This window comes from Paenibacillus pasadenensis (assembly GCF_023715725.1).
Classification (GTDB): Bacteria; Bacillota; Bacilli; order Paenibacillales; family Paenibacillaceae; genus Paenibacillus_O; species Paenibacillus_O pasadenensis_A.
In genome coordinates, this window is record NZ_JAMBOT010000002.1 from 215,521 (window position 1) to 235,634 (window position 20,114).

General features: G+C 49.4%; 22 protein-coding genes. 16 read left to right on the forward strand and 6 right to left on the reverse strand.

Going from position 1 to position 20,114, the window contains the following annotated elements:
• Positions 1-19 precede the first annotated feature (19 nt).
• Both M3223_RS06355 and M3223_RS06360 read right to left on the reverse strand, forming a co-directional pair.
• Positions 20-790: a response regulator transcription factor gene (locus M3223_RS06355; RefSeq protein ID WP_251560182.1), complete on the reverse strand. Its 771-nt coding sequence runs from the start codon at positions 788-790 to the stop codon at positions 20-22.
• A complete protein-coding gene (locus M3223_RS06360) occupies positions 777-2,528 on the reverse strand; it encodes a cache domain-containing sensor histidine kinase (RefSeq protein WP_251560184.1) in 1,752 nt (583 codons plus the stop codon). The genes M3223_RS06355 and M3223_RS06360 overlap by 14 nt, the downstream gene beginning before the upstream one ends.
• Positions 2,529-2,708: 180 nt before the next feature.
• On the opposite strand from M3223_RS06360, the gene M3223_RS06365 reads away from it, so the two are divergent.
• From M3223_RS06365 to M3223_RS06405, 9 genes are all read left to right on the forward strand, one after another.
• Entirely contained in the window at positions 2,709-4,052 is a 1,344-nt protein-coding gene (locus M3223_RS06365; protein ID WP_251560186.1) for an ABC transporter substrate-binding protein, read from the forward strand.
• Positions 4,053-4,136: 84 nt separating this feature from the next.
• On the forward strand, positions 4,137-5,078 hold the full coding sequence (locus tag M3223_RS06370) for a carbohydrate ABC transporter permease (RefSeq protein ID WP_251560188.1): 942 nt from the start codon (positions 4,137-4,139) through the stop codon (positions 5,076-5,078).
• A gap of 3 nt (positions 5,079-5,081) precedes the next feature.
• Entirely contained in the window at positions 5,082-5,909 is an 828-nt protein-coding gene (locus tag M3223_RS06375) for a carbohydrate ABC transporter permease (RefSeq protein ID WP_251560190.1), read from the forward strand.
• A 33-nt stretch (positions 5,910-5,942) separates the two neighbouring features.
• The gene (locus tag M3223_RS06380; protein WP_251560192.1) at positions 5,943-6,299 is read left to right on the forward strand and encodes a cupin domain-containing protein; all 357 of its coding nucleotides are present in this window, start codon (positions 5,943-5,945) and stop codon (positions 6,297-6,299) included.
• Between the two features lie 28 nt (positions 6,300-6,327).
• Entirely contained in the window at positions 6,328-7,410 is a 1,083-nt protein-coding gene (locus tag M3223_RS06385; RefSeq protein ID WP_251560194.1) for a Gfo/Idh/MocA family protein, read from the forward strand.
• A 12-nt stretch (positions 7,411-7,422) separates the two neighbouring features.
• Positions 7,423-8,334: a sugar phosphate isomerase/epimerase family protein gene (locus M3223_RS06390; RefSeq protein WP_251560196.1), complete on the forward strand. Its 912-nt coding sequence runs from the start codon at positions 7,423-7,425 to the stop codon at positions 8,332-8,334.
• Positions 8,331-9,548, forward strand: coding sequence for a Tm-1-like ATP-binding domain-containing protein (locus M3223_RS06395; RefSeq protein ID WP_251560197.1), 1,218 nt, complete (start codon positions 8,331-8,333; stop codon positions 9,546-9,548). The genes M3223_RS06390 and M3223_RS06395 overlap by 4 nt, the downstream gene beginning before the upstream one ends.
• 24 nt (positions 9,549-9,572) lie before the next feature.
• Entirely contained in the window at positions 9,573-10,403 is an 831-nt protein-coding gene (locus M3223_RS06400; protein ID WP_251560199.1) for a phosphoenolpyruvate hydrolase family protein, read from the forward strand.
• Positions 10,404-10,515: 112 nt separating this feature from the next.
• On the forward strand, positions 10,516-11,610 hold the full coding sequence (locus M3223_RS06405) for a YncE family protein (protein WP_251560201.1): 1,095 nt from the start codon (positions 10,516-10,518) through the stop codon (positions 11,608-11,610).
• A gap of 69 nt (positions 11,611-11,679) precedes the next feature.
• Here M3223_RS06405 and M3223_RS06410 read toward each other — a convergent pair whose 3' ends face one another.
• Complete coding sequence (locus M3223_RS06410; RefSeq protein ID WP_251560203.1) at positions 11,680-12,204, reverse strand: hypothetical protein; 525 nt, start codon at positions 12,202-12,204, stop codon at positions 11,680-11,682.
• A 162-nt stretch (positions 12,205-12,366) separates the two neighbouring features.
• On the opposite strand from M3223_RS06410, the gene M3223_RS06415 reads away from it, so the two are divergent.
• Together M3223_RS06415 and M3223_RS06420 are read left to right on the forward strand one after the other, a co-directional pair.
• Entirely contained in the window at positions 12,367-12,792 is a 426-nt protein-coding gene (locus M3223_RS06415) for a VOC family protein (RefSeq protein ID WP_251560205.1), read from the forward strand.
• Positions 12,789-13,379 (forward strand): TetR/AcrR family transcriptional regulator, encoded by a 591-nt coding sequence (locus tag M3223_RS06420; RefSeq protein ID WP_251560207.1) that lies wholly within the window; start codon positions 12,789-12,791, stop codon positions 13,377-13,379. The genes M3223_RS06415 and M3223_RS06420 overlap by 4 nt, the downstream gene beginning before the upstream one ends.
• Positions 13,380-13,416: 37 nt before the next feature.
• Here the strand turns inward: M3223_RS06420 and M3223_RS06425 are convergent, their stop codons facing one another.
• The 3 genes from M3223_RS06425 to M3223_RS06435 all read right to left on the reverse strand — a co-directional run bounded on the left by M3223_RS06425 (position 13,417) and on the right by M3223_RS06435 (position 14,976).
• Positions 13,417-13,878 carry a hypothetical protein gene (locus M3223_RS06425; RefSeq protein ID WP_251560209.1) on the reverse strand — a complete coding sequence of 154 codons (462 nt, stop codon included), beginning with the start codon at positions 13,876-13,878 and terminating at the stop codon, positions 13,417-13,419.
• Between the two features lie 125 nt (positions 13,879-14,003).
• Positions 14,004-14,483: a small multi-drug export protein gene (locus tag M3223_RS06430; protein ID WP_251560211.1), complete on the reverse strand. Its 480-nt coding sequence runs from the start codon at positions 14,481-14,483 to the stop codon at positions 14,004-14,006.
• A gap of 100 nt (positions 14,484-14,583) precedes the next feature.
• Entirely contained in the window at positions 14,584-14,976 is a 393-nt protein-coding gene (locus M3223_RS06435) for a VOC family protein (protein WP_251560213.1), read from the reverse strand.
• Positions 14,977-15,128: 152 nt separating this feature from the next.
• Between M3223_RS06435 and M3223_RS06440 the strand changes: the two genes are divergently transcribed.
• The 5 genes from M3223_RS06440 (at position 15,129) to M3223_RS06460 (ending at position 20,085) form a co-directional block, all read left to right on the forward strand.
• Positions 15,129-15,725 carry a TetR/AcrR family transcriptional regulator gene (locus M3223_RS06440; RefSeq protein ID WP_251560215.1) on the forward strand — a complete coding sequence of 199 codons (597 nt, stop codon included), beginning with the start codon at positions 15,129-15,131 and terminating at the stop codon, positions 15,723-15,725.
• A 3-nt stretch (positions 15,726-15,728) separates the two neighbouring features.
• Positions 15,729-16,328, forward strand: a complete 600-nt coding sequence (locus tag M3223_RS06445; RefSeq protein WP_251560218.1) for a GNAT family N-acetyltransferase — start codon at positions 15,729-15,731, stop codon at positions 16,326-16,328.
• A gap of 231 nt (positions 16,329-16,559) precedes the next feature.
• Positions 16,560-17,495, forward strand: a complete 936-nt coding sequence (locus M3223_RS06450; protein ID WP_251560220.1) for an ABC transporter permease — start codon at positions 16,560-16,562, stop codon at positions 17,493-17,495.
• An 11-nt stretch (positions 17,496-17,506) separates the two neighbouring features.
• Positions 17,507-18,418, forward strand: a complete 912-nt coding sequence (locus tag M3223_RS06455) for a carbohydrate ABC transporter permease (RefSeq protein WP_251560221.1) — start codon at positions 17,507-17,509, stop codon at positions 18,416-18,418.
• A gap of 32 nt (positions 18,419-18,450) precedes the next feature.
• Complete coding sequence (locus M3223_RS06460; RefSeq protein ID WP_251560223.1) at positions 18,451-20,085, forward strand: extracellular solute-binding protein; 1,635 nt, start codon at positions 18,451-18,453, stop codon at positions 20,083-20,085.
• Positions 20,086-20,114 lie beyond the last annotated feature (29 nt).

A 20,114-nucleotide genomic window follows, 5' to 3' on the forward strand; every position in this document is an offset into this window, starting at 1 on the left:
TCAGCGAGCTTATTCAGCTCTAATCAGCTTGACCGTTAAAGTGCTCCTGCCGAAACTCTTTAGGTAATTGCCCTTTTGTCTTATAAAAAACTTTCGAAAAATAATTCGATTCCACATATCCGACCTGGCGGCATATATCGTATAACTTGAGCTCGGGGTTTTTAAGCAGCTCGCATGCTTTATCCATTCGCATCTTGGTCAGGTAAGACAGATAGGTTTCGCCGGTAACCGCTTTGAACATTTGGCCGAAGTAATGGGCGGTCAGATGAACCTCCTCGGCCGCGTCAGCCAAGGAAATGGGCTGGTCTAAGTGGGCCTGAATAAATGTTTTGGCGCGCTGTACGACGGACTCCTGATACGTTAGGGAACCGGCTTCAACCGGCTCCGGTTCTGCAGCAGCCGATCCCTTCAACGCATGCGCAGCGATCATTTCGTCAATAATACCAAGCAGTTCATCCGTATCGAGCGGTTTAAGCACATAACCTTTTGCTTTATATTTCAATGCGGTATGGGCATACGAAAATTCAGTGTGGCCGCTGATAACCACTACCTGCAAGCCAGGGTTGTTTTCATAAACATGCTGAAGCAGCTGCAGCCCGTCCATATCCGGCATCTGAATATCGGTAATCATAAAGTCCACATGCTCGGTCTCCAGACGCTGAATTGCCTCCTCGCCATTGGAAGCGGTCCCGATCACCTCGATGTTCCGTTCCTGCCATTCCTCCATCGTGCGCAGGCTATCCGACACCATCCATTCATCGTCGACGATAAGCAGTTTATAGGGATTCATTCGTCGTCCTCCTTGGGATTTTCACGGTTACCTTCATGCCCTCATGCAAGACGCTATCCAGATATATACCGTAGTTTTTGCCAAAATGAAGCTGAATGCGGGATTGGACATTGTACAGCCCGACCTTTTTTTCCTGCTTGGTCATATGGTCGGAATCATGCTGCAGATGATGCCGCATCTGCTGCAGCTGCTCGTAAGCGACGCCAACGCCTTGATCGGCTACTTGAATAAAGATATCCTCTCCATCGCTCCAGCCGGTAATTTTAATGCTGCCGCCATGCTGTTTGCGGTCTAATCCGTGAATAATGGCATTTTCAATAATCGGCTGCAAAATCCATTTGACGGTGTACAGCTGGCGCATTTCGTCATCCATCGTAATTTCATAATCAATCGGTCTCTGCAGCCTGAATTTATGGATCTCCAAATAATACTGCACATATTCGAGCTCTGACTCGATGCGGACCAGATCATCATGTGTGCTGATGCTCATCCTCAACAGCTTGCCTAACATAACGATCATTTTGCTGATCTCAGGCTCTTTATGCTTCCTTGCCAGGGAGTTAATGGATTCCAGCGTGTTATACAGAAAATGCGGATTGATCTGGGACTGTAGAGCAGCGACCTCGGCTTTGCGCTTTTCATTTTGCTCGTAATAAACAAGCTGAATTAATTCCTTGATCCGTTTCACCATCCCGTTAAAACCGACGCCGAGCGCGCCTATTTCATCCTTCCGCTGAATTTCAAAGTATTGGTCCAAGTCGCCGCTTCCGAACTGCTTCATCAATCGTTTGAGCTTCTGAATAGGGCTCGCAATGCTGCGGGAGATGAAAAAGGAAGCGATCAGACAGAGAAGTATCGTCTGAATAATTGTGACAATGGTTGAATTGCGGAATTGATCAATGGATGCGTAAAGCTGATCCTCCATAAAATAAGCGCCTAACGTCCAGCCGGTTGCCGAATCCCGCTTGTGAATGACCTTGTAGAACGTATCGTTTTTAACCATCCGAGAGGTTCCGTTCATATCCGTTAAATCCTTTGCTGTAATAAACGGCTGGCTCACGGGGTGAACAATCGCGCCGTTCTGATCGGTAACAAACACCCCGGAAAGCTCTGCTGAGGACGGGGAAGTCTCAAAAAAATCATTCAGTACTTCCATGGGAAAATCGATAATCAGCAAGCCATGCTCCTTCAAATTGTTGCTTGTAAGCTGGAGGACAAATGAAAAAACAGGCTGCAGCTCTTTAACGGCGACATAAGGCCGGTCGTGCAAGGGCGTAAGAAATGGTTTATCCATGTAAGAATGGGACGGAGGCAGCCACGGAAATTGCTGAAACGGAATTTGGCGGTCGCTGAGCGTGTAGCCAAAATTATAGGTAAACCCGTTATCACTTACGATCGTGATGCCGATATTTTCTGGGCGAATCGCATGAATGCGTTCAACTAAACCATCCAGCTGCCGGAAGGAGGAAAAGTAAACATCCTGATCCGTATTTTTCAAAAAATCCGAGACGGCCGGGCTTTGGGAGATGGAGCTGCCCATCCGGTCGATGTCATTCACAAATATTGTTAACGCTTTCATTTTTTGATCCAAATAAGCGTTTGTTTCTTTATCCAAATTGTTGTTTAATGTTGCCGCCATATTTCGATAGGTCACGTATCCGGTGAGCGTAAGTGATGCGGATGTTAGAATTGAGAATGTAAGGAATAACTTGGCAAATAAAGAAAGAGATATTTTCATTAACTCCCACCTCTATTCAAGGAGTAGTGTCATTGTATTGGCCAAATTTCAAGGTTGAACTACAGGAGGAACCATTATTTTTACTCTTTTTTCGACTTAATGTACCATTGTTCTTCGGGTTTATATTATTTATAGTTGCTTTAAGACGGGCCGTCAACCACATTCAAGGGGAGGGAAAGTATGAAAGGCCAATACGTTATGAGCGGAATTATTGTAATCGCTTTATTATCCGGATGTTCATCTCCTTCCGGCAGCCCAAATACAGCAGCGTCTAACGAAACCGATCCATCTGCTGGGGCTGGGAATACGGGTGCGCAGACATTGGATTTATTGGTTCCGAATTACTATAACGACACCGAGAAAAAGCTGTGGGAAAAAGTCGTGAACAAGTTCAAAGAGCTGCATCCCGACATTAAAGTGGAGCTGGTAGCCGGCGAGGTGAAGGTGGAATCCGGCAAGCTGACGACGATGCTGCAATCGGGCGTTACCCCGCCTGACGCGATTCTGATTAACGCGGGACCGGGCCGGGTGAAAACGCTGTCCGATGTGAACTTGATTAAACCGCTGAACGAGCTCTACACGAAAAATAAATGGGAAGAACAGCTGAGGCCAACCGCTTACGAGCTTGTAGCCGGCGAGGAAAACATTTTTGAGCTGCCCCATACATTAGATGCCATTATGGTGTTTTACAACAAGGATATCTTTGATAAACATGGCGTTACTACTCCTGCAACAAAGGATGAGTTCATGTCCATGCTGGAGAAGCTGAAGGAAGCCGGCGTATCGCCAATTACGGTCGGAGCCAGAAACGGTTATGCAATCGGCTGGATTTTCTCGAACATTATGGAGTCTGTTGCGGGCCGTGAAGCCGTTGAAAATCTGATTTACGGAGACGGCAAATGGAATGCGCCTGAGTTCGTTAAAGCGGCCGAGACGCTGGAGGATTGGGTTAAACAAGGCTACATTCCGAAGGAAGCCGTTACCCTTACGCAAGCGGATTCGAAATTTTCTCTGCTTAGCAAAAGAGCGGCAATGGAAATTGAGGGCACGTATCTGATTTCCGATATTGCCGATCAGAAGCTGGAAGACAGCATGGCAGCGTTCACGATGCCTTCCTTTATTGAAGGCAAAACGGCCAGCCCTACGGGCGGAATCGGACTCACATGGGTCGTGCCGTCGAAGGCGGAGGACGAAGATTTGGCGGAGACTTGGCTGAACTTTGTGTTATCGAAGGACTTCAGCGAAATCACCTTGGGAGATCCGACCTATAACCTGATCCCGGCATCCAGCAGCTCGGCAAGCATTCAACCGGCAGGAGCTGTGCTGGCGCAGGCCATCAAGGATATCGAAAACGGATTTGGCTACAATCCGACCGTATTTATCGGACCGGAAGCGAAGGAAGCCTACTATCAGAATTTGCAAGGACTGCTTGGCGGTCTGGTGACGCCAAAACAGGCGATGGACAATATTGAGGCTGGAGCGGTTAAGGATCGGGCTGCCGGATATCAGGTCAAGAAGAAATAATCCGGAAGTAGGCGAATTACAAGAAGAATTGAAAGCGCTTCAAAGTGAAGGCCCGTATGTCATGCAACCCTTGGAGGGATAGCAATGAGTACAACAAATATGGTGGTGAATCCTTCATCCGTCAATGAAGCCAACCGGCTTGCTTCAAAAGGAAAACGCAGCATCAAACGTATGTTAATCATTCTTTCGTTTCTTTCCCCCGCGTTAATTCTATACATCCTGTTTATGCTTTATCCGATGGCGGATGCGGTTCGTCTCAGCTTTTTTGATTGGGACGGGGCGGCGCCAACGATGAACTTTGTCGGAGCCGCTAATTACACGCAATTAGCGCAAGATCCGATCTTCCTCAAATCTCTGTTTAACAACTTTTATTGGGTCGTGCTTTCGCTTGTACTAATGATATTGCCGACGCTCGCTATTTCCGTAATGATCGCCAAGCTGAAACGGGGAAAGATGTTTTTCCGGGCCGGATTTTATCTGCCATCCGTACTTTCGCTCGCGGTTATCGGGGTGCTGTGGTCCAAAATTTACGAGCCATCCTATGGAGCGATTAATGTATTTCTCAGACAAGTAGGGCTGGGAGCCTTGGCGCAAAATTGGCTTGGAGAACCGTCTATTGTCATCCCCGCTCTCGTAATCACCAGCACATGGGCGTTCTACGGCACGTATATGGTTCTGTTTCTGGCAGGCTTGCAAAGCATTGACAATTCCATGTACGAAGCTGCAGATATTGACGGTGCGGGCCCGCTCCGCAAGTTCTGGAACATTACCGTGCCGAGCCTGCGAAACACGATGAACGTCGTCGTCAGCATGGTTGTCATCCACGCCTTGAAAGGCTTTGGCCTTGTGTGGATTATGACCCAGGGAGGCCCCTTTTACAAAAGCGAGGTGGTGGCGACTTATGTGTACAAAGCGGCTTTCAGCATGAACAAGGTCAGCTATGCGTCGGCTGGAAGCGTCGTGCTCGGCATTATTGTTATCGGACTGACGATCGCCTTCAACTATTGGCGGGATAAGGGGGAATAGAACATGCGGACACGTTTGGCTAACCCGCAAGTCCTGTTATGGACCGTTCTGCTCGTGCTGCTTGCGGTCGTAACGCTGCCGATCTTCTGGGCTGTATTGGCCAGCTTCAAAACCAACATGGAAATTGTCAATCAGCCCTTCTCCCTGCCGAAGTCATGGAGTTTCGATAACTATGCCAAGGCGTGGGACTTGGGCAACTTCAGCACTTACTTCTGGAACACCACGATCATTACGATTGGCGGCATGCTGCTTGTTCTCATCGTAGCCTGCCCGGCTGGATACGCCTTTGCGCAGATCAAATTTAAAGGAAACAATCTGATTTTTTATCTGTTCCTGCTCGGCATGGCGCTTCCGGTCCAAGCCATCATCATCCCCGTCTTTTATCAATTAAAATCCATTGGGCTTGTAGACTCGCTTTCGGGCGTGGTGCTTGTTTCCGCTGGACTGGCCCTTCCGTTTTCGGTCTTCCTGATGCGGAACACGATGAAGGATATCCAGAAGGAATTAAGAGAGTCAGCCTATGTGGACGGCGCGTCGGAATGGAGAGCGTTCTTTTCCATCATGCTCCCGCTTGCCAAGCCCGCAGTCGTAGCTCTGCTCGTGTTTACGTTCATGAGCATCTGGAACGATTTCCTGCTTCCTCTAGTGCTGCTGATCTCCAACGAGAATTTCACGTTATCGCTTGGTCTGCTGTCCTTCCAGGGCGAGAATTCCACCAACTTTGGCCTGATCTTTGCAGGCACCGTTATTAGCATGATTCCGAGCATTATCGTGTACCTGATTTTTCAGCGTCAATTCGTGGAAGGCATGTCCGACGGGGCAGTTAAATAAATTTCTGACGTACAAAAAAGGAGAGAGATCGATATGGCAACAGTGACAAATGCAAATGAAGAAAAATACATGTATCCCGTAGAATGGGGCGGGCTTCAGTGGCTGATGGGTCAAGAAATCGATTCCGAGTGCGAGTTAACCTTCGGCATGGTATTTATCCATCCGGGCACGGAAAATCCCCGCCACATCCATCCCAACTGCGAAGAGGTTATCTTTGTTCTCTCCGGCGAATGCGACCACACGCTTGGAGACGAGGTTGTTCATCTCAAGCCAGGCATGCTGCTGCGGATTCCGCGCAACGTCCCGCATAATGCAAAGGTCACCAGCTGGGAGCCATGCCGCATGATTATCGCTTACTCCGCGCCTGACCGCAAAACGATCGGCGAATAACAGACATTCAGCAGAGAGGGACGTGGATATGTACAACATTAAATTCAATTACGAGTACGACCGGAAAATCAGAGTAGGCTTCATCGGCTGCGGCGCCCATGCGTTCCGCAATGTGTATCCGACGTTTGATTATGCGCCGATTGATCTGGTCGCAGTATGCGATCTGAATGCAGAGCGCGCGGAAATTTACCGTAAACGGTTCGGTGCTGACAAAGCCTATACGAGCCATCTGGAGATGCTCAAAAAGGAACAGCTGGACGCGGTGTTTGTCGTGCTGAACTTTGACCAGAACGGCCATCCGCTCTACCCGAAAATCGTGCCGGATATCCTTGCCGCCGGCTTGCCGGTCTGGATTGAGAAACCGGTAGCCTATACGGCTGAAGAGGCGGAACGCCTGCTGGAGCTTGAAGATAAATCAGGCCAATTTGTTCTGGTGGCCAACAAACGCTATTTTTACCCGACGTTTGAAAAGGCTCGGCAAATTCTCGACCGTCCTGAATTTGGAGAATCGGTGTCGATTAACGGGCGTTACCCGCTGACGCTGTCGCCGTTTCAGCCGGAGATTAACACCAGAACGAGCTTGCATTGGTTTCTGGATATTTGCCACCCGATGTCGGGCATTCACTACCTCATGGGCGATGTGAAGGAGATGTGTTTTATTGAGCATCAGCCAAGCGGCAATGTCCAGACGCTGCTGAAGTTCAAGTCAGGCGCAATCGGCTCGCTGCAGCTTTCCTCCACGCAGGCGGAGACAAGCCCGCTCGAACGTTTTGAGGTCATCGGGGACAAGCAAAATGTCGTCATCGATAACGCAATGAGGCTCATTTACTACAAAGGGAAAAAGGGCAGCGGCGAGTACGGCAAAGCTCCGATTTACATCGGGGATGATCCTGCGGACGGCCCTGTATTATGGGAGCCGGAATATTCTCTTGGACAGATTTACAACAAAAACCTGCTGCTGCAGGGCATGGTGCAGAGCGTTAATTATTTTGCCAGCCACGTCTTGGAAGGGAAAAAAATCACCCGTTCGACGCTTAAAGACTCCTTGCATTTAACGCGCATCTTCGATGCTTATAAAAAACGTTCGGATCAGTGGATTACGATTGAATAGGGAGGTCAAACCATGAAGCTTAGTGTGTGCTCGGATATGCTCGGCTGTGAATCATTTGACGAGGCGCTGCAACAGGCAAAAGCGCTTGGGTTCTCCTATGTGGATTTGAGAGCCAAGCTGGACGGTTACACCCTGGATAACATCCCGATGGACGCGGCCCGTGTCATCAAGGGCAAGCTGGATGCAGCCGGCATGAAAGTAAGCTGCTTGAGCTCATGGGCGGTTAATACCTGCTCCTTCTCCGGGCCTCCGAAATATGACAATTACGATGAACAGCATCATCAGGAAATGAGCCAGGTACTTGAGCGGCTGTTCGATCTGGCGGATTTGTTCGAAACGTCTTATGTTCGGGTTTACTCGCTTCATCGGGCGGAAGGCTTCGATGGGCTCCCGATGTCGGAAAAGGACGTCGCATATCGCTATAATGCAGCGATTTTGGCTCGCCATGCCGAGCATGCCCGGACCCGGAACAAAACGATTCTTGTTGAAAACGAGCCACCGACGCTGACGAAAAACGCCAAGGAGCTTGGCATTCTGGCGCGGTACGCCAATCATCCTAATCTTAAGATCAACTGGGATATTATCAACGGCTGGAGAGCCGGAGAATTTCCAGAACTGGATGCCTACGAGCATGTGAAAGGTTATGTTTGGCAAACGCATCTGAAAGGGGCTAACCGCGCTTACGATTCGCAGGACGAACAGCATCCGCACGGCTTGTTCGGCAATTTTGCCATTGCCGGTCGGGATGATTACGATCATGAGCCGGTGTTGAGAGCGATTGCCCAGCATGATCCGCAAGCGATGATGACGATTGATACTCACTATCCATCCTTCTATCAGCAAGACCAGATCGGCGAGGCGGAGGTTGTCAGGCTGACCAAGCTTCATGTTGAAGCTCTAGTGAACGGAGTGGAGGCAAAGTGACCCAAAAAGCGGTTCTGGTAGGTGCGCTGGATACAAAAGGCGCAGAGTTTGATTTTGTCAAACAGGCGCTCGAGTCGCTTGGCGTTGAAACCTTTGTCATTGATATGGGAGTGCTCGGCACGCCGTTTTTCACTCCTGATATCAGCAGTGCAGAGGTGGCCGAGCGCGGCGGAATGAGTCTGGCTGAGCTGCAGAAGCAGAACGATCGAGGGAAAGCGATCTCCGTTATGATGGACGGCGTGTCCAGCATAATGGCGGATCTGCTGGAGCAGGACCGGATAGGAGCTGTGTACGGCATGGGCGGCACGGCTGGAACGACGATTGGCGCGGCAGCGATGAGAGAAGTGCCAATTGGCATTCCCAAGCTGCTCGTATCTACGGTCGCATCAGGTAATACCCGGCCCTACGTTGGGGAAAAAGACATTATGATGATGTACTCCGTTGTCGATATTGCGGGCATCAACAAGCTGTCCCGGCGGATTTTGCGCAACGCCGCGTATGCTTTGGCCGGTATGATACAGGAGATTTCGAGAGAGCAGGATGACGAAACGGAAAAGCCGATGCTCGGCGCGACGATGTTCGGCGTTACCACGCCATGTGTAACCCGGGTACGGGAGCTGTTAGAGGAGCAAGGGTACGACGTCCTTGTGTTTCATGCCACAGGCGCCGGGGGAATGGCGATGGAAGAACTGATCCGGGCGGGATTCATTAAAGGCGTTGCGGATATAACGACAACAGAGCTTGCGGACGAGCTGGTCGGAGGCGTTTTCAGCGCCGGGCCGAATCGATTGGAGGCGGCGGGTGCGGCGGGCATTCCTCAGGTCGTGTCTGTCGGCGCATTGGATATGGTCAATTTTGGCCCGCCGGAGACGGTGCCGCAACAGTTCAAGGACCGGACTTTTTATATTCATAATCCAACCACAACGCTAATGAGGACGACCTTATCCGAGAACTCGGAGCTGGGCCGGCGAATTGCGCTTAAGCTTAACGCAAGCCAGGCAGGAACGATCGTCATTTTTCCGCAGGGCGGAGTTTCCATGTTGGATCGGACCGGACAGGCTTTTGACGGCGTGGAGGAGCGCAAGGCTTTATTAAAAGGAATCAAGGAGCATCTTCGCGAGGATATCCCTTTAATCGAGACGGAAGAAAATATTAACGACCCGGCTGTAGCTGCGCTAATCGCGGAGCGGCTGCTCGTTATGATGAATAAGTAGATCCTAGCTTAGGAGGAATGGAACATGGCAATTTCCAGAAGCGAGATTTTGAAGCGGCTCCATGCGCAAATCAAGGAAGGTAAAGCGCTCGTCGGCACGGGGGCGGGTACAGGGCTGTCGGCCAAATGCGCCGAAGCGGGCGAAGCCGACATGATTATTATTTACAACTCGGGCCGTTACCGCATGGCGGGGCGCGGTTCGCTGGCCGGACTGATGCCTTACGGCGATGCCAATAAAATTGTCGTGGAGATGGGCGGAGAGGTGCTGACGATCGTGAAGGATACGCCGGTGCTTGCCGGAGTATGCGGCACGGACCCGTTCCGGCTCATGGAGGTGTATCTGAAGCAGCTCAAGGATATGGGCTTTTCCGGCGTCCAGAATTTCCCGACCGTCGGGCTAATTGACGGGGTTTTCCGCCAAAATCTGGAGGAAACGGGCATGGGGTATGACCTTGAAGTTGAAATGATCCGCAAAGCGCATGAGCTGGATCTGTTCACCACTCCTTATGTGTTCAGTGAGGAGGATGCGATCAAAATGGCGCAAGCCGGAGCTGATGTGCTTGTCGCCCATGTCGGACTGACGACCAAAGGCGCGATCGGCGCCAAAACGGCGTATACACTCGACGAATCGGTCGATTTGGTGCAGCGAATTCATGACGCAGGCAAATCCGTCAATCCCGATATTCTGGTCATCTGCCACGGCGGGCCAATCTCGGAGCCGGAGGATGCGGCTTATGTGCTTGAACGCACTAACGGCGTTGTCGGATTTTTCGGAGCCTCCAGCATTGAGCGGCTGCCGACCGAGGTGGCAATTACGCAGCAGGTGGAAAAGTTCAAACAATTAACGACAAAGTGAGACGTTAAGCCCCTTTTCTAGCGAAAGGGGGCTTTTTGAATGCACGACCTTAAAAAAATAGAGCAAGTGTACAATTTCGCTGTAGCAGCAGAAACGTACAAGCGCTCACGCTTTGATTTTCATACTCTGCTCCAAATGGAGTAGGGAGGGAATCGAGATTAGTGAAATCAAAGTCATCGCAACGATTCGTGTAGGCAGCAGGCCGTCGGATATCGCCATAAATAAGCGCACCGGCATGTTATATGTACCGAATAACGGCAGCGGCAGTCTATCGGTAATTGACAGCCGTTTGAATCGGGTCGTTGCGACTGTTGAAGGGCTCGCCGGAGCCGTTTTCACTGCCGTCAATCCGCGGACGAATCAAATTTTTGTGTCGGGTTTGACAGGCAAGCTGTTTATAATTGACGGCAGGTCAAATAAGCTCGTCCGCACTTTGGAGGCAGGCGGGGCTTTTGCTTCCATCGCGGTCAACATCAAGACAAATAAAGTATATGCGCTTAATATTGAACGAAACTCGGTTACGGTTGTTGACGGCACGAGGGAGAAAGTCATCGCAACGATACCGGTTGGAACGCAAAATCCCAGCTTTGCAGCTCCTCATGCGGTTGCCGTTAATCCGTTTACAAATCGGGTGTATGTGTTAAATACCGGATCGAATACTGCAACGGTCATTAATGGATGTACCCATCGCGTAATGTCTGCCATAAAAGTGGGGCAGGGACCGCTCTCGCTTGTTATTAATTTACGTACGAATCGCCTTTACATTGCGGTTGAAGAGAGGAGCAGCGTGTCAATCGTCAACGGGCGGACGAATCAGCGGATCAAAACCATTCCAAACGTTGGAGACATTGACACCTTTGCGGTTAATCCTGTAACAAACCTTATTTACGCGCCGGACGACACGACAAACAGCTCTAAAATTACGGTTATTAACGGGAAAACGAATCAAATTATGACGACGATTCAAGGCGGAGAATCGCCGCGGATTCCGGTAGTTAACCGCAAGCTGAATCGCATTTATGTCTCAACCGCCGGAGAAGAAATACCGCCAAGCCGGGCGACAGTCATCGATGGAGCGACGAGTAAAATCATTAAAGCGGATCTTCGTATGGGGCTGGGGACGTCGGCAGGCGTCGTCAACGAGAAAAACAACCGCGTTTTTTTCGCCAATGGTGCGGGGAATACAATAACGGTGCTGTCTGGATAATGCTCGATAACAAAAGGTGATATCCTTCGGCGGATATCACCTTTTTTAATTAATGTTTATGAATAAGCTTTACCGGAAGCGGCCTCTTCTAGTACTGTCGGTGCGATCCGTTATTATGAGCGTCGGAAATTCACCTTTACTATCTCCTATATTAATTTGATAAAAAGCAATGTCATTGTTCGTCCACTCGATATTAGAAAAATAGCAGTATGGAATGTCCCCAATAAGGTGAGTAATCATCAGAAACTGAATTAAACCGTCAACTTCACCTCGATCATATATCTGATACCAGCATTTGCTGAATCCCTGACTAATATCTTGTAAGAATAAATCTTTTCCTCCATCGGGTTCCAGCCAGCTGTTGGAGGGCGGAGCTTCGATGAAGCCGGAGTTTTCGCGCATTTGCAGCCTTAAGTTATCCGATTCGTTTATGACTCGAAAGGTTTGGGTTGCATGTATCGTTGAAGAACCGCTGCGTTTATAAAGAAGCTTGGAAAAAGTCTGCGTGACGATGAATAGCAAAATAAATAGAACGAGAATTATGCCAAGCTGCGATCCTTTGATGGTATGGCTAAAGGTTTTTTCCATCGTCATAATACGTTACTCCTTCTACTTGAACTACGGCATTATATGAAAAATCAATAGAAAGCGTGCGGGCTGGCTTGATTAGAATTTCAAAAAGATCCCATTTCTTATTTACATACATACAGTATGTATGTTAAGATCGCTTTAAATAAACGGAGAGGGGCTTTTCCTATGAAACTATCCAGCTTTTATCCCGTCCTTTTAACGGAAAAGGTGGCGGAAACTGCCGCATTTTACGTGAGCCATTTTGGATTCGAGCTTGTTTTTGAGGCGGATTGGTATGTGAGTTTAAAAAAGTCAGGCACGGACATGCCGTTTGAGCTGGCGATTCTCGACGCCGCGCATGCTACGATTCCCGTATCGTTTCGGAATAAAGTAAACGGATTGATTCTTAATTTTGAGGTGGAGGACGTGGATGCCGAATACGAGCGTCTCATCCGCGAAGCAAAGCTCCCTCTTGAGCTCGACATCCGCAGCGAGGACTTTGGGCAGCGGCATTTTATAACCTCTGATCCTAACGGGGTTTTAATTGATATGATTACCGTTATTCCTCCGGCTGAACATTTTGCAGATCAGTACAAGGAACAGACTCCATGAGGAGAAGCAAGGCCGAGACGGAGGATACGATTAGCAAGCTGATTGAAATTGCCAGAGTTCATTTTACTGAATACGGTTATGCCAATACAGCCCTTGAATCCATTGTGCTCGAAGCAAACATGACGAGGGGGGCGGTCTATCATCACTTTCGCAGCAAAAAGGAATTGTTTCGGATTGTACTAGAGGATGTGCAGCGGGAGGTAGCCGCAAAAGTAGAACAGGAAGCGTCGACAAGCGAGGATGAATGGGAGCAGCTATATTTGGGCTGTCGAGCCTTTATTTTAGCCGCTGTTGAGGAAAGAAACAGGCGCATTATGCTGATCGACGGCCCGGCCATTCTCGGCTGGGAAGTATGGCGGGAAATGGATACAAACCATTCCATGCGTTTGTTGCGAGGCCAGCTTAGCCAGATGCAGGACAAAGGATATTTAAGCAGAGTTCCTCTCGATGTGACGACTCATTTTATTTCTGGCGGATTGAACGAGACGGCGCTTTGGCTAGCGAATGAATCGGAACAGCCGGATGCTCTGAATGAAACGATGAAAGCTCTCGCCGTATTTCTGGGAGGCTTTAAACAAAATAGCTAATAACACGGCGATTAAATTCGCCGTGTTTTTTTTACAATTAGCTATTTTCGGTAACAATTAAATTTCTGCTGTTACTGACTCTGGCACTAATAGGACCCGTTGTTTTAACAAATCTTATAATCGGAGCTGCGCCAAGGCCGGCGCCATTTCGAAACGTACAGCTAAGCGTTCCTACAGTTTGATTACTGCTATTGGTTACATTATATTTAGCCTCGGCATCCTCAATATCACCAAAAGATGTGACAACTTCATAATTGTAACTACCGCCTGCCGCTATTGTATTCAAGTCCGGTTTCGGCGATTGGAAATCTCCCGAATAGGAAGTAGCAACTAAAGAGTAGTTGGCCGTTTTGTTATAAACGGTGAACCCCTCCGTCGTTTCTCCTACCGAACCGCCGCATTTCCGCTTTCGTTTGAGAAAAAGAAGAATTAATATAAACAGCACTAAAATAACTTGTTTTCTTGTAAGTTTTGCTTGATTTGAAGATATTTCGATCATACTGCCGTCCTCCTATGAAAATAGTTGCTCTCTACTACTATATGGAGCTGCCCGATTGCCCGTTTGGGCGTAAAACAAATAAAGCCCGCTTCCACAGAGGGAAGCGGGCTTTATTCAGGACTGATTTAAATCCATGCCATATATCCAAATCCGTACACGGATCCGATCGCCATAGCGATGGTCCATACAACGAGGCTGATGCCCATCCACTGAATAACTCGAGTGCGAGACAGGCCTAATGAAAAGGCGAGTACAGCAGCAATATCCGTGCCCAGCAATACCGGAGCGAGCAAAGCGAGTCCGGGCAGGCCGTACTTTTCCAAAATGCTTTTGGCCCGCAGTTCTTTTTTGCTTGGCCCTGATAGGCCGCCGCTTTTAACCCGGCGGCTCTCTCTCCATAACGAGAATTGTTTAAAGAATAATCCAATGAGCACAATCATTAGGAAATTTCCTGCAAATCCTACGATGGATACCGTTACCGGTGATAAGCCTGCGACAATTCCGAGCGGTACTACAACAAACACATCCAGCCAAGGAGCTGCAGCCAATAAAAACAAGGCGATATAGGCCCATACTCCTTCTGCCTGCTGGACTAATTCCAACATGTACGTTCCCCCTGACGCTCAAGCGAGTTCACATTCCGCACTCCTATACGTTTGTCATAGGAAAACGTTTCAAGATAGCATCCTCATAGAAGGATGAGGATTAGGGCAGATTGATCTGCCAGGATACGCCAAACACATCGTTGAGCCAGCCGAATTTACGGCTGAAGCCGTAGTTGCCAAGAGGCATTAACACTTTTCCGCCTGCCGAAAGACTGTCGTAAAGCCGTTGGAGTTCTTCTTCCGTATCGCAGTTGACGAAGATGGAAAAGGACGGCGTAAACGTGAACGCATGTTTGACGTGGCTGTCGATACACATAAAGCTTTGGCCTTTTAACGTAAAGGTGGCCTGGATTACGCTTCCTTCGGCTCCCGGCCCGTCAGGCCCGTAACGGGTGATGCTTGTTATGCTGGAGTCTTCAAACAATGATGTGTAAGTATTCATAGCTTCTTCAGCGTTGCCTTCAAACATAAGGAAGGGGGTTACATTTTGCATGGAATCGCTCTCCTCGTTTTAAGAAATGGATTTCACTTCATCCTCGATTCCGTTTACTTCTACGGAAAGGACAAGTTCTCCTACTTTCATCTTGTCAACAGTACGAAATGGTTTTACAATGAGTAAAAATTCATTCAAAAAAGGTGACAGTGATGCCGCGCACAAAAGAGCAGTATGAGGAGATGCGCAGAGCAACCCGCGAGAAAATTCAGGCGGCTGCGATGCATGTATTTGCACGGAAGGGCTTTGGAGCGGCCAACGTTCAGGACATTGCCGAGACGGCCGGAATTAGCATCGGACTCATGTACCGCCACTATAAAACCAAAGAGGTTCTATTCCGCGAATTGGTAGAGTTTGCTGCGGCAGGGATGGGCAGAGCGGCGGAGCGCTTTGAATCGGGCGATTCGCCCCGGCTCGTCATCAGCAATTTTGCCGGGGAAGTGTGGCGGGATATGACGTCAGGAGATGAGCTGGCAAACTTGCTTATCCTGATGAGCCGTTATGCGGCCGAGCCGGCAGGGGAAACGGAGCTAATTGTCGGGCAAAACGAACGCATGATGAATGCTGCTGCGGGTCTTATTCAAAGAGGGCAGCAGCTGGGCGAGTTTCGCGCCGGTGATCCCGATGCGATGACGCTGCTGTTTTTCGCGGCGCTGCAGGGGCTGGCGGAGATGAAGCTGAACATGGGCTCACGTTTTGTTATGCCTTCAGCCGAACTGCTTACCGCTTTTTTATTCAAGGAGGGATGACGGATGACGTTCACAATCATAAGGGCGGATCAGGCGGGAGCCGATGTCAGAACACAAATGGCAGAGATTTTTGCGGATGGATTCACCCAGTGGCTTCATTATTTCTCCAAAGACCGGAACCGGATTGCCAAGGCGTTTGCGCATATGTTTGTGCTAGACCAGTTTTATGTTGCCCTGCAGGATGGACAGGTCGCCGCAATGGCAGCCTGCACCGATGGAACGGCAACGTCGGTACGGCTTGACTCAGCGCAGTTGCGGAAGCATCTCGGGCTGATTCGCGGAACGTTTGCCGGAATGGTGCTCCAAAAAGAATTCGAGCAGCTGCTGCACAATCCCGGCGGAGACAAATGCTCGATTGAGTTTGTCGGCACCGCTCTTCCATACAGGGGCCAAGGCGCAGCTTCGGCGATAATTCAATATTTGCTCCAACATGCAGCGTTTAAGGAATTTCTGATCGAAGAGGTAGCCGATACGAATGAACCCGCCATGAGGCTGTATGCCAAGCTGGGTTTTCAGGAGTACAATAGCAAGGCAATGCCTGAAAAGCATGCCCGAAAAAACGGGATTAACCGTCTTGTTTCACTCCGTTATATGAAGCCTTAAGAAGTACAATCCATAAATTGAGCCGAGTTTAACAGCCCTCTTCCGCCGGAAGAGGGCTTCTTCGTTATTGATGCTAAACTCAATTTTCCGCGTTAAATCAAGGAAATCCGGCCCTGCAAAAATTGCGAATTGGGATAATTTATGTTTCTTGCCGAGTCAGTAGGCACGCTCTCTATAATAGAAGCTAACGGGCCCGGTTTTCCTCATTCATGTGGAAGAAAGGAGACGGTCATGAAAGCAAGCATTCAGAGGAAGCAGCTTCTGAAACATCGCAGTTACGAAAATGTACAGCTTTATCTGATTATGCTTCCTGTGCTTTTGCATATTCTCATTTTTTCCTACATTCCGATGTACGGCATTATCATTGCGTTTCAGGACTATTTCCCCGGCGCATCCTTTTTCGCTTTGGATGGAAGCGTCCGTTGGGTCGGCCTCAAACATTTTATCGATTTTTTCCAAGGTCCTTACTTTGGGCGGCTTATGCGCAATACGTTTCTGCTTAGCCTATATATGTTCGTCTTCGGCTTCTGGGTGCCCATCCTGTTCGCCCTGCTGCTGAACGAGCTGAAAAACGGCTGGTTTAAAAAGTACGTCCAGACAGCAAGTTATTTGCCTCATTTTATTTCCAGCGTTGTTGTGGCCGGTATGGTTTTGTCGTTCATCAACATCGACGGTTTGGTGAGCGAAGCGATCAAGCTATTTGGCGGCAAGCCGATTGCGCTGAATACGGAGCCGGGTTATTTTCCTGCTATTTATACGATCACGAGCATCTGGAAATCGTTCGGCTGGAGCAGCATTCTGTATTTGGCCGCTATGTCCTCCATCGATCCCCACCTGTATGAGGCAGCAAAAATGGACGGGGCGAACCGCTGGAAACAGATGCTGCATATTACGCTGCCTTCCATTCGGCCGACTATTTTCATTCTGCTGATCTTTGCAATTGGCGGTTTATTGTCGGCTAACAGTGAATTCATTCTGCTGATCTACAATCCAATGGTGCTGGAAACGGCCGATGTCATCGGCACTTATCTGTACCGCGACGGGCTGCTGGGCGGAAATTTCAGCGCGGGAACGGCGGTAGGCTTGTTCATCGCTGTCATTAATTTTACGCTTTTGTATACGGCCAACACGCTCAGCCGCAAATATTCCGATTATGCGCTATGGTAAGGAGGAGTACGATGGCCGCCCTTTTTAAACCGAATCCGAACAAAATCAAGCAGGGCTCGGCCGCAGTCGACGTTGCGCTTTATGCAGCGGCTCTGTTTATCTGTCTCGTTACGCTATATCCTTTCTATTACGTGGTCATTATGTCGGTCAGCTCTCCGCTGGAGGTAGCAGCCATGAACGTTTACTGGTGGCCTAAAGGATTTTTCCTCGACTCCTATGAGCTGATCGTCCGTGATTCAAAGATGTGGTGGGCCTATTCCAATACGATCATCTATGTTGCGGCCGGCACGCTGCTCAACTGTTTAACTGCCGTGCTTGGAGCTTATCCGCTTACCGTTCGCAAATTAAAGGGGCGCAAATGGGTCGTTACCTTTCTGCTCGTGCCGATGTATTTTGGCGGCGGGCTCATCCCGTCCTATTTGCTAGTCAACAAGCTCGGCCTGTACAATACGATGCTCGCCATTATCGTGCCGGGCATGGTAGGCATCTGGAACATCATCCTTGTCCGCACCTATTTCACGACGATTCCTGAGGCGCTAAAGGAATCCGCATTTATGGACGGAGCCTCGCATCTGCAGCTGCTCTTCAAAATTATGCTGCCTATATCTAAGCCGATTATTGCCGTTGTCGCGATCTATACCATCGTTGGCATCTGGAACAGCTGGTTCGATGCGCTCGTTTATTTACCGAACGAAAAGCTGCATCCGCTGCAGATGTATCTGTACCGGGTCGTTGTCCAGCAGTCGGTTGATCTTAAGCTGCTGTCTCTGGAAGAAACCCGCACGGCGGTAGCGACGATGCTTTCGAACATGCAGCTTAAGTATTCCATTATCGTGTTTACGACGCTGCCGGTTATTTTCACGTATCCCTTTTTTCAAAAGTATTTCATGAAGGGCGCGCTGCTCGGCTCGCTGAAGGAATAAAAAATGATGATCCGCCATGGGAGGAAACAGGGATGACAAAGTTGAAAAGATCAATCACCTGCACGCTGGCATTCGCGATGGCGCTAGCCGCCGCAGCGGGATGCAGCAACGGAAACGAGCCGGATAATAATGCGGAGACCGCCTCTGCGCCAAAAAATGAAAGCGCAAGCAAGCTGAAGCTGCTCGGGCCGACCAAAGCGAATAAATTCGTCAAATTTGACGACCGCGAGCAGTACCCCGTCTGGCAGGAAGTAGACAAAATGTTCGATGGAGCGGGACTGGATCTGGAGTATGAGCTCGTTCCGAACGAGCAGTACGACGTTGTAATCAAAACAAGGATGGCATCCGGCAGCAGCCTTCCGGACATCGTGAACCTGTCCGCACTTGACGATACGACTGTACTCAATCTGGCCAAACAAGGCGTTATTCTCGATTTGAATCCCCTCATTGAAAAATACAGCAACGGCAATATTAAAAAGCTTTACAACGAGCAGTTCCCGTTTGCCAAAAAAACGACAACTTCGCCGGATGGCAAGCTGTTTTGGCTTAGCGACCTGCACAAAAAAACGTATGAAGGCGACAAACCGGCTCCGGTCGCTCTGACGATGCTCATCCGCAAGGACTGGCTGGAGAAGCTGAACCTTTCCGTGCCTGCAACGGCGGAAGCTTACCGCAACGCGCTGCTTGCGATGCGTGAAGGTGATGCAAACGGCAATGGCGAGAAGGACGAGGTGCTTGTGTATAACCCGGGGAATTTTGCCGGTGCGATTGCCCAGTGGTTTGGTCTCGGCACAGGTGTGACAGCCGTTGATGTGGAGAACAAAAAGATCGTGTCTCCGTGGTACCAGGACGGCATTAAGGATTATTTCCGCTACATGCAGCAGCTGGTCAAGGACGGCCTGATTGATACAAGTCTGATTAGCGCGCGGCAGGAGCTTGTTCAGCAAAAAATCGCCGACAACAAAGTAATTTCGCTTAGCGATTACAACCTGGAGATGTGGCTGGAGCCAACGATCCGGGGAGGCGGGGAGTACCTGCCGCTTATGCCGCTGAAGGCAGTGGATGGCATTAAACCTGCGGCTCAGCTGGAGGATCCGTACCTCGTTTGGCAGAAGTACGCTATTACGAAGGATGCCAAGGACGTTGAGGCGGCGATCAAGTTTTTTGATATCGTTTATTCCGAGAAATATGCGGATTTGCTCTATTGGGGCATTGAAGGTCAGACGTATACGTACGAGAACGGCGCCAAGGTGTTTATCGACAACGGCACCGAGGAGGACAAAGCAAAGTCCAAGCTTGCTCCCGGCGGTTTGATTTATGGAGGAGGCATTTTCCCAAGAATACAGTTTGCAAATCTCGAGTCTGAGCTGACGAATGTGCCGAAGCACAAAGCGGATCAGCAGCTGGCGATAATGGAATACAAGCCGTACTACGTCAACATGAACCATAAGTACTTGGCAATACCGGATGACAAACAGCTGGAGACAAAAACAAAAATCATGAACAATCTGTCCACGTACTCCATGGAGCTTGCCACGAAGCTGGCGCTGGGCCAAAAATCGCTGGATGACTGGGATCAATACATGAAAGAGCTGAAGGAGCTCGGACTGGATCAGCTGATCGAGATTGAGCAGCAGCTTCATGACCGCTACAACGAGATTGAGTAGACCGATCCGGCTCCTTTAGGGCACACATT

What these genes read in the sequence shown, in the direction of transcription:
- M3223_RS06440 (WP_251560215.1), top strand. Translation starts at nt 15,129, where the DNA reads ATGCCGCGCACAAAAGAGCAGTATGAGGAGATGCGCAGAGCAACCCGC.
- M3223_RS06420 (WP_251560207.1), top strand. Translation starts at nt 12,789, where the DNA reads ATGAGGAGAAGCAAGGCCGAGACGGAGGATACGATTAGCAAGCTGATT.
- M3223_RS06415 (WP_251560205.1), top strand. Translation starts at nt 12,367, where the DNA reads ATGAAACTATCCAGCTTTTATCCCGTCCTTTTAACGGAAAAGGTGGCG.
- M3223_RS06355 (WP_251560182.1), bottom strand. Translation starts at nt 790, where the DNA reads ATGAATCCCTATAAACTGCTTATCGTCGACGATGAATGGATGGTGTCG.
- M3223_RS06360 (WP_251560184.1), bottom strand. Translation starts at nt 2,528, where the DNA reads ATGAAAATATCTCTTTCTTTATTTGCCAAGTTATTCCTTACATTCTCA.
- M3223_RS06370 (WP_251560188.1), top strand. Translation starts at nt 4,137, where the DNA reads ATGAGTACAACAAATATGGTGGTGAATCCTTCATCCGTCAATGAAGCC.
- M3223_RS06380 (WP_251560192.1), top strand. Translation starts at nt 5,943, where the DNA reads ATGGCAACAGTGACAAATGCAAATGAAGAAAAATACATGTATCCCGTA.
- M3223_RS06390 (WP_251560196.1), top strand. Translation starts at nt 7,423, where the DNA reads ATGAAGCTTAGTGTGTGCTCGGATATGCTCGGCTGTGAATCATTTGAC.
- M3223_RS06365 (WP_251560186.1), top strand. Translation starts at nt 2,709, where the DNA reads ATGAAAGGCCAATACGTTATGAGCGGAATTATTGTAATCGCTTTATTA.
- M3223_RS06445 (WP_251560218.1), top strand. Translation starts at nt 15,729, where the DNA reads ATGACGTTCACAATCATAAGGGCGGATCAGGCGGGAGCCGATGTCAGA.
- M3223_RS06435 (WP_251560213.1), bottom strand. Translation starts at nt 14,976, where the DNA reads ATGCAAAATGTAACCCCCTTCCTTATGTTTGAAGGCAACGCTGAAGAA.
- M3223_RS06460 (WP_251560223.1), top strand. Translation starts at nt 18,451, where the DNA reads ATGACAAAGTTGAAAAGATCAATCACCTGCACGCTGGCATTCGCGATG.
- M3223_RS06455 (WP_251560221.1), top strand. Translation starts at nt 17,507, where the DNA reads ATGGCCGCCCTTTTTAAACCGAATCCGAACAAAATCAAGCAGGGCTCG.
- M3223_RS06375 (WP_251560190.1), top strand. Translation starts at nt 5,082, where the DNA reads ATGCGGACACGTTTGGCTAACCCGCAAGTCCTGTTATGGACCGTTCTG.
- M3223_RS06385 (WP_251560194.1), top strand. Translation starts at nt 6,328, where the DNA reads ATGTACAACATTAAATTCAATTACGAGTACGACCGGAAAATCAGAGTA.
- M3223_RS06425 (WP_251560209.1), bottom strand. Translation starts at nt 13,878, where the DNA reads ATGATCGAAATATCTTCAAATCAAGCAAAACTTACAAGAAAACAAGTT.
- M3223_RS06450 (WP_251560220.1), top strand. Translation starts at nt 16,560, where the DNA reads ATGAAAGCAAGCATTCAGAGGAAGCAGCTTCTGAAACATCGCAGTTAC.
- M3223_RS06410 (WP_251560203.1), bottom strand. Translation starts at nt 12,204, where the DNA reads ATGACGATGGAAAAAACCTTTAGCCATACCATCAAAGGATCGCAGCTT.
- M3223_RS06430 (WP_251560211.1), bottom strand. Translation starts at nt 14,483, where the DNA reads ATGTTGGAATTAGTCCAGCAGGCAGAAGGAGTATGGGCCTATATCGCC.
- M3223_RS06400 (WP_251560199.1), top strand. Translation starts at nt 9,573, where the DNA reads ATGGCAATTTCCAGAAGCGAGATTTTGAAGCGGCTCCATGCGCAAATC.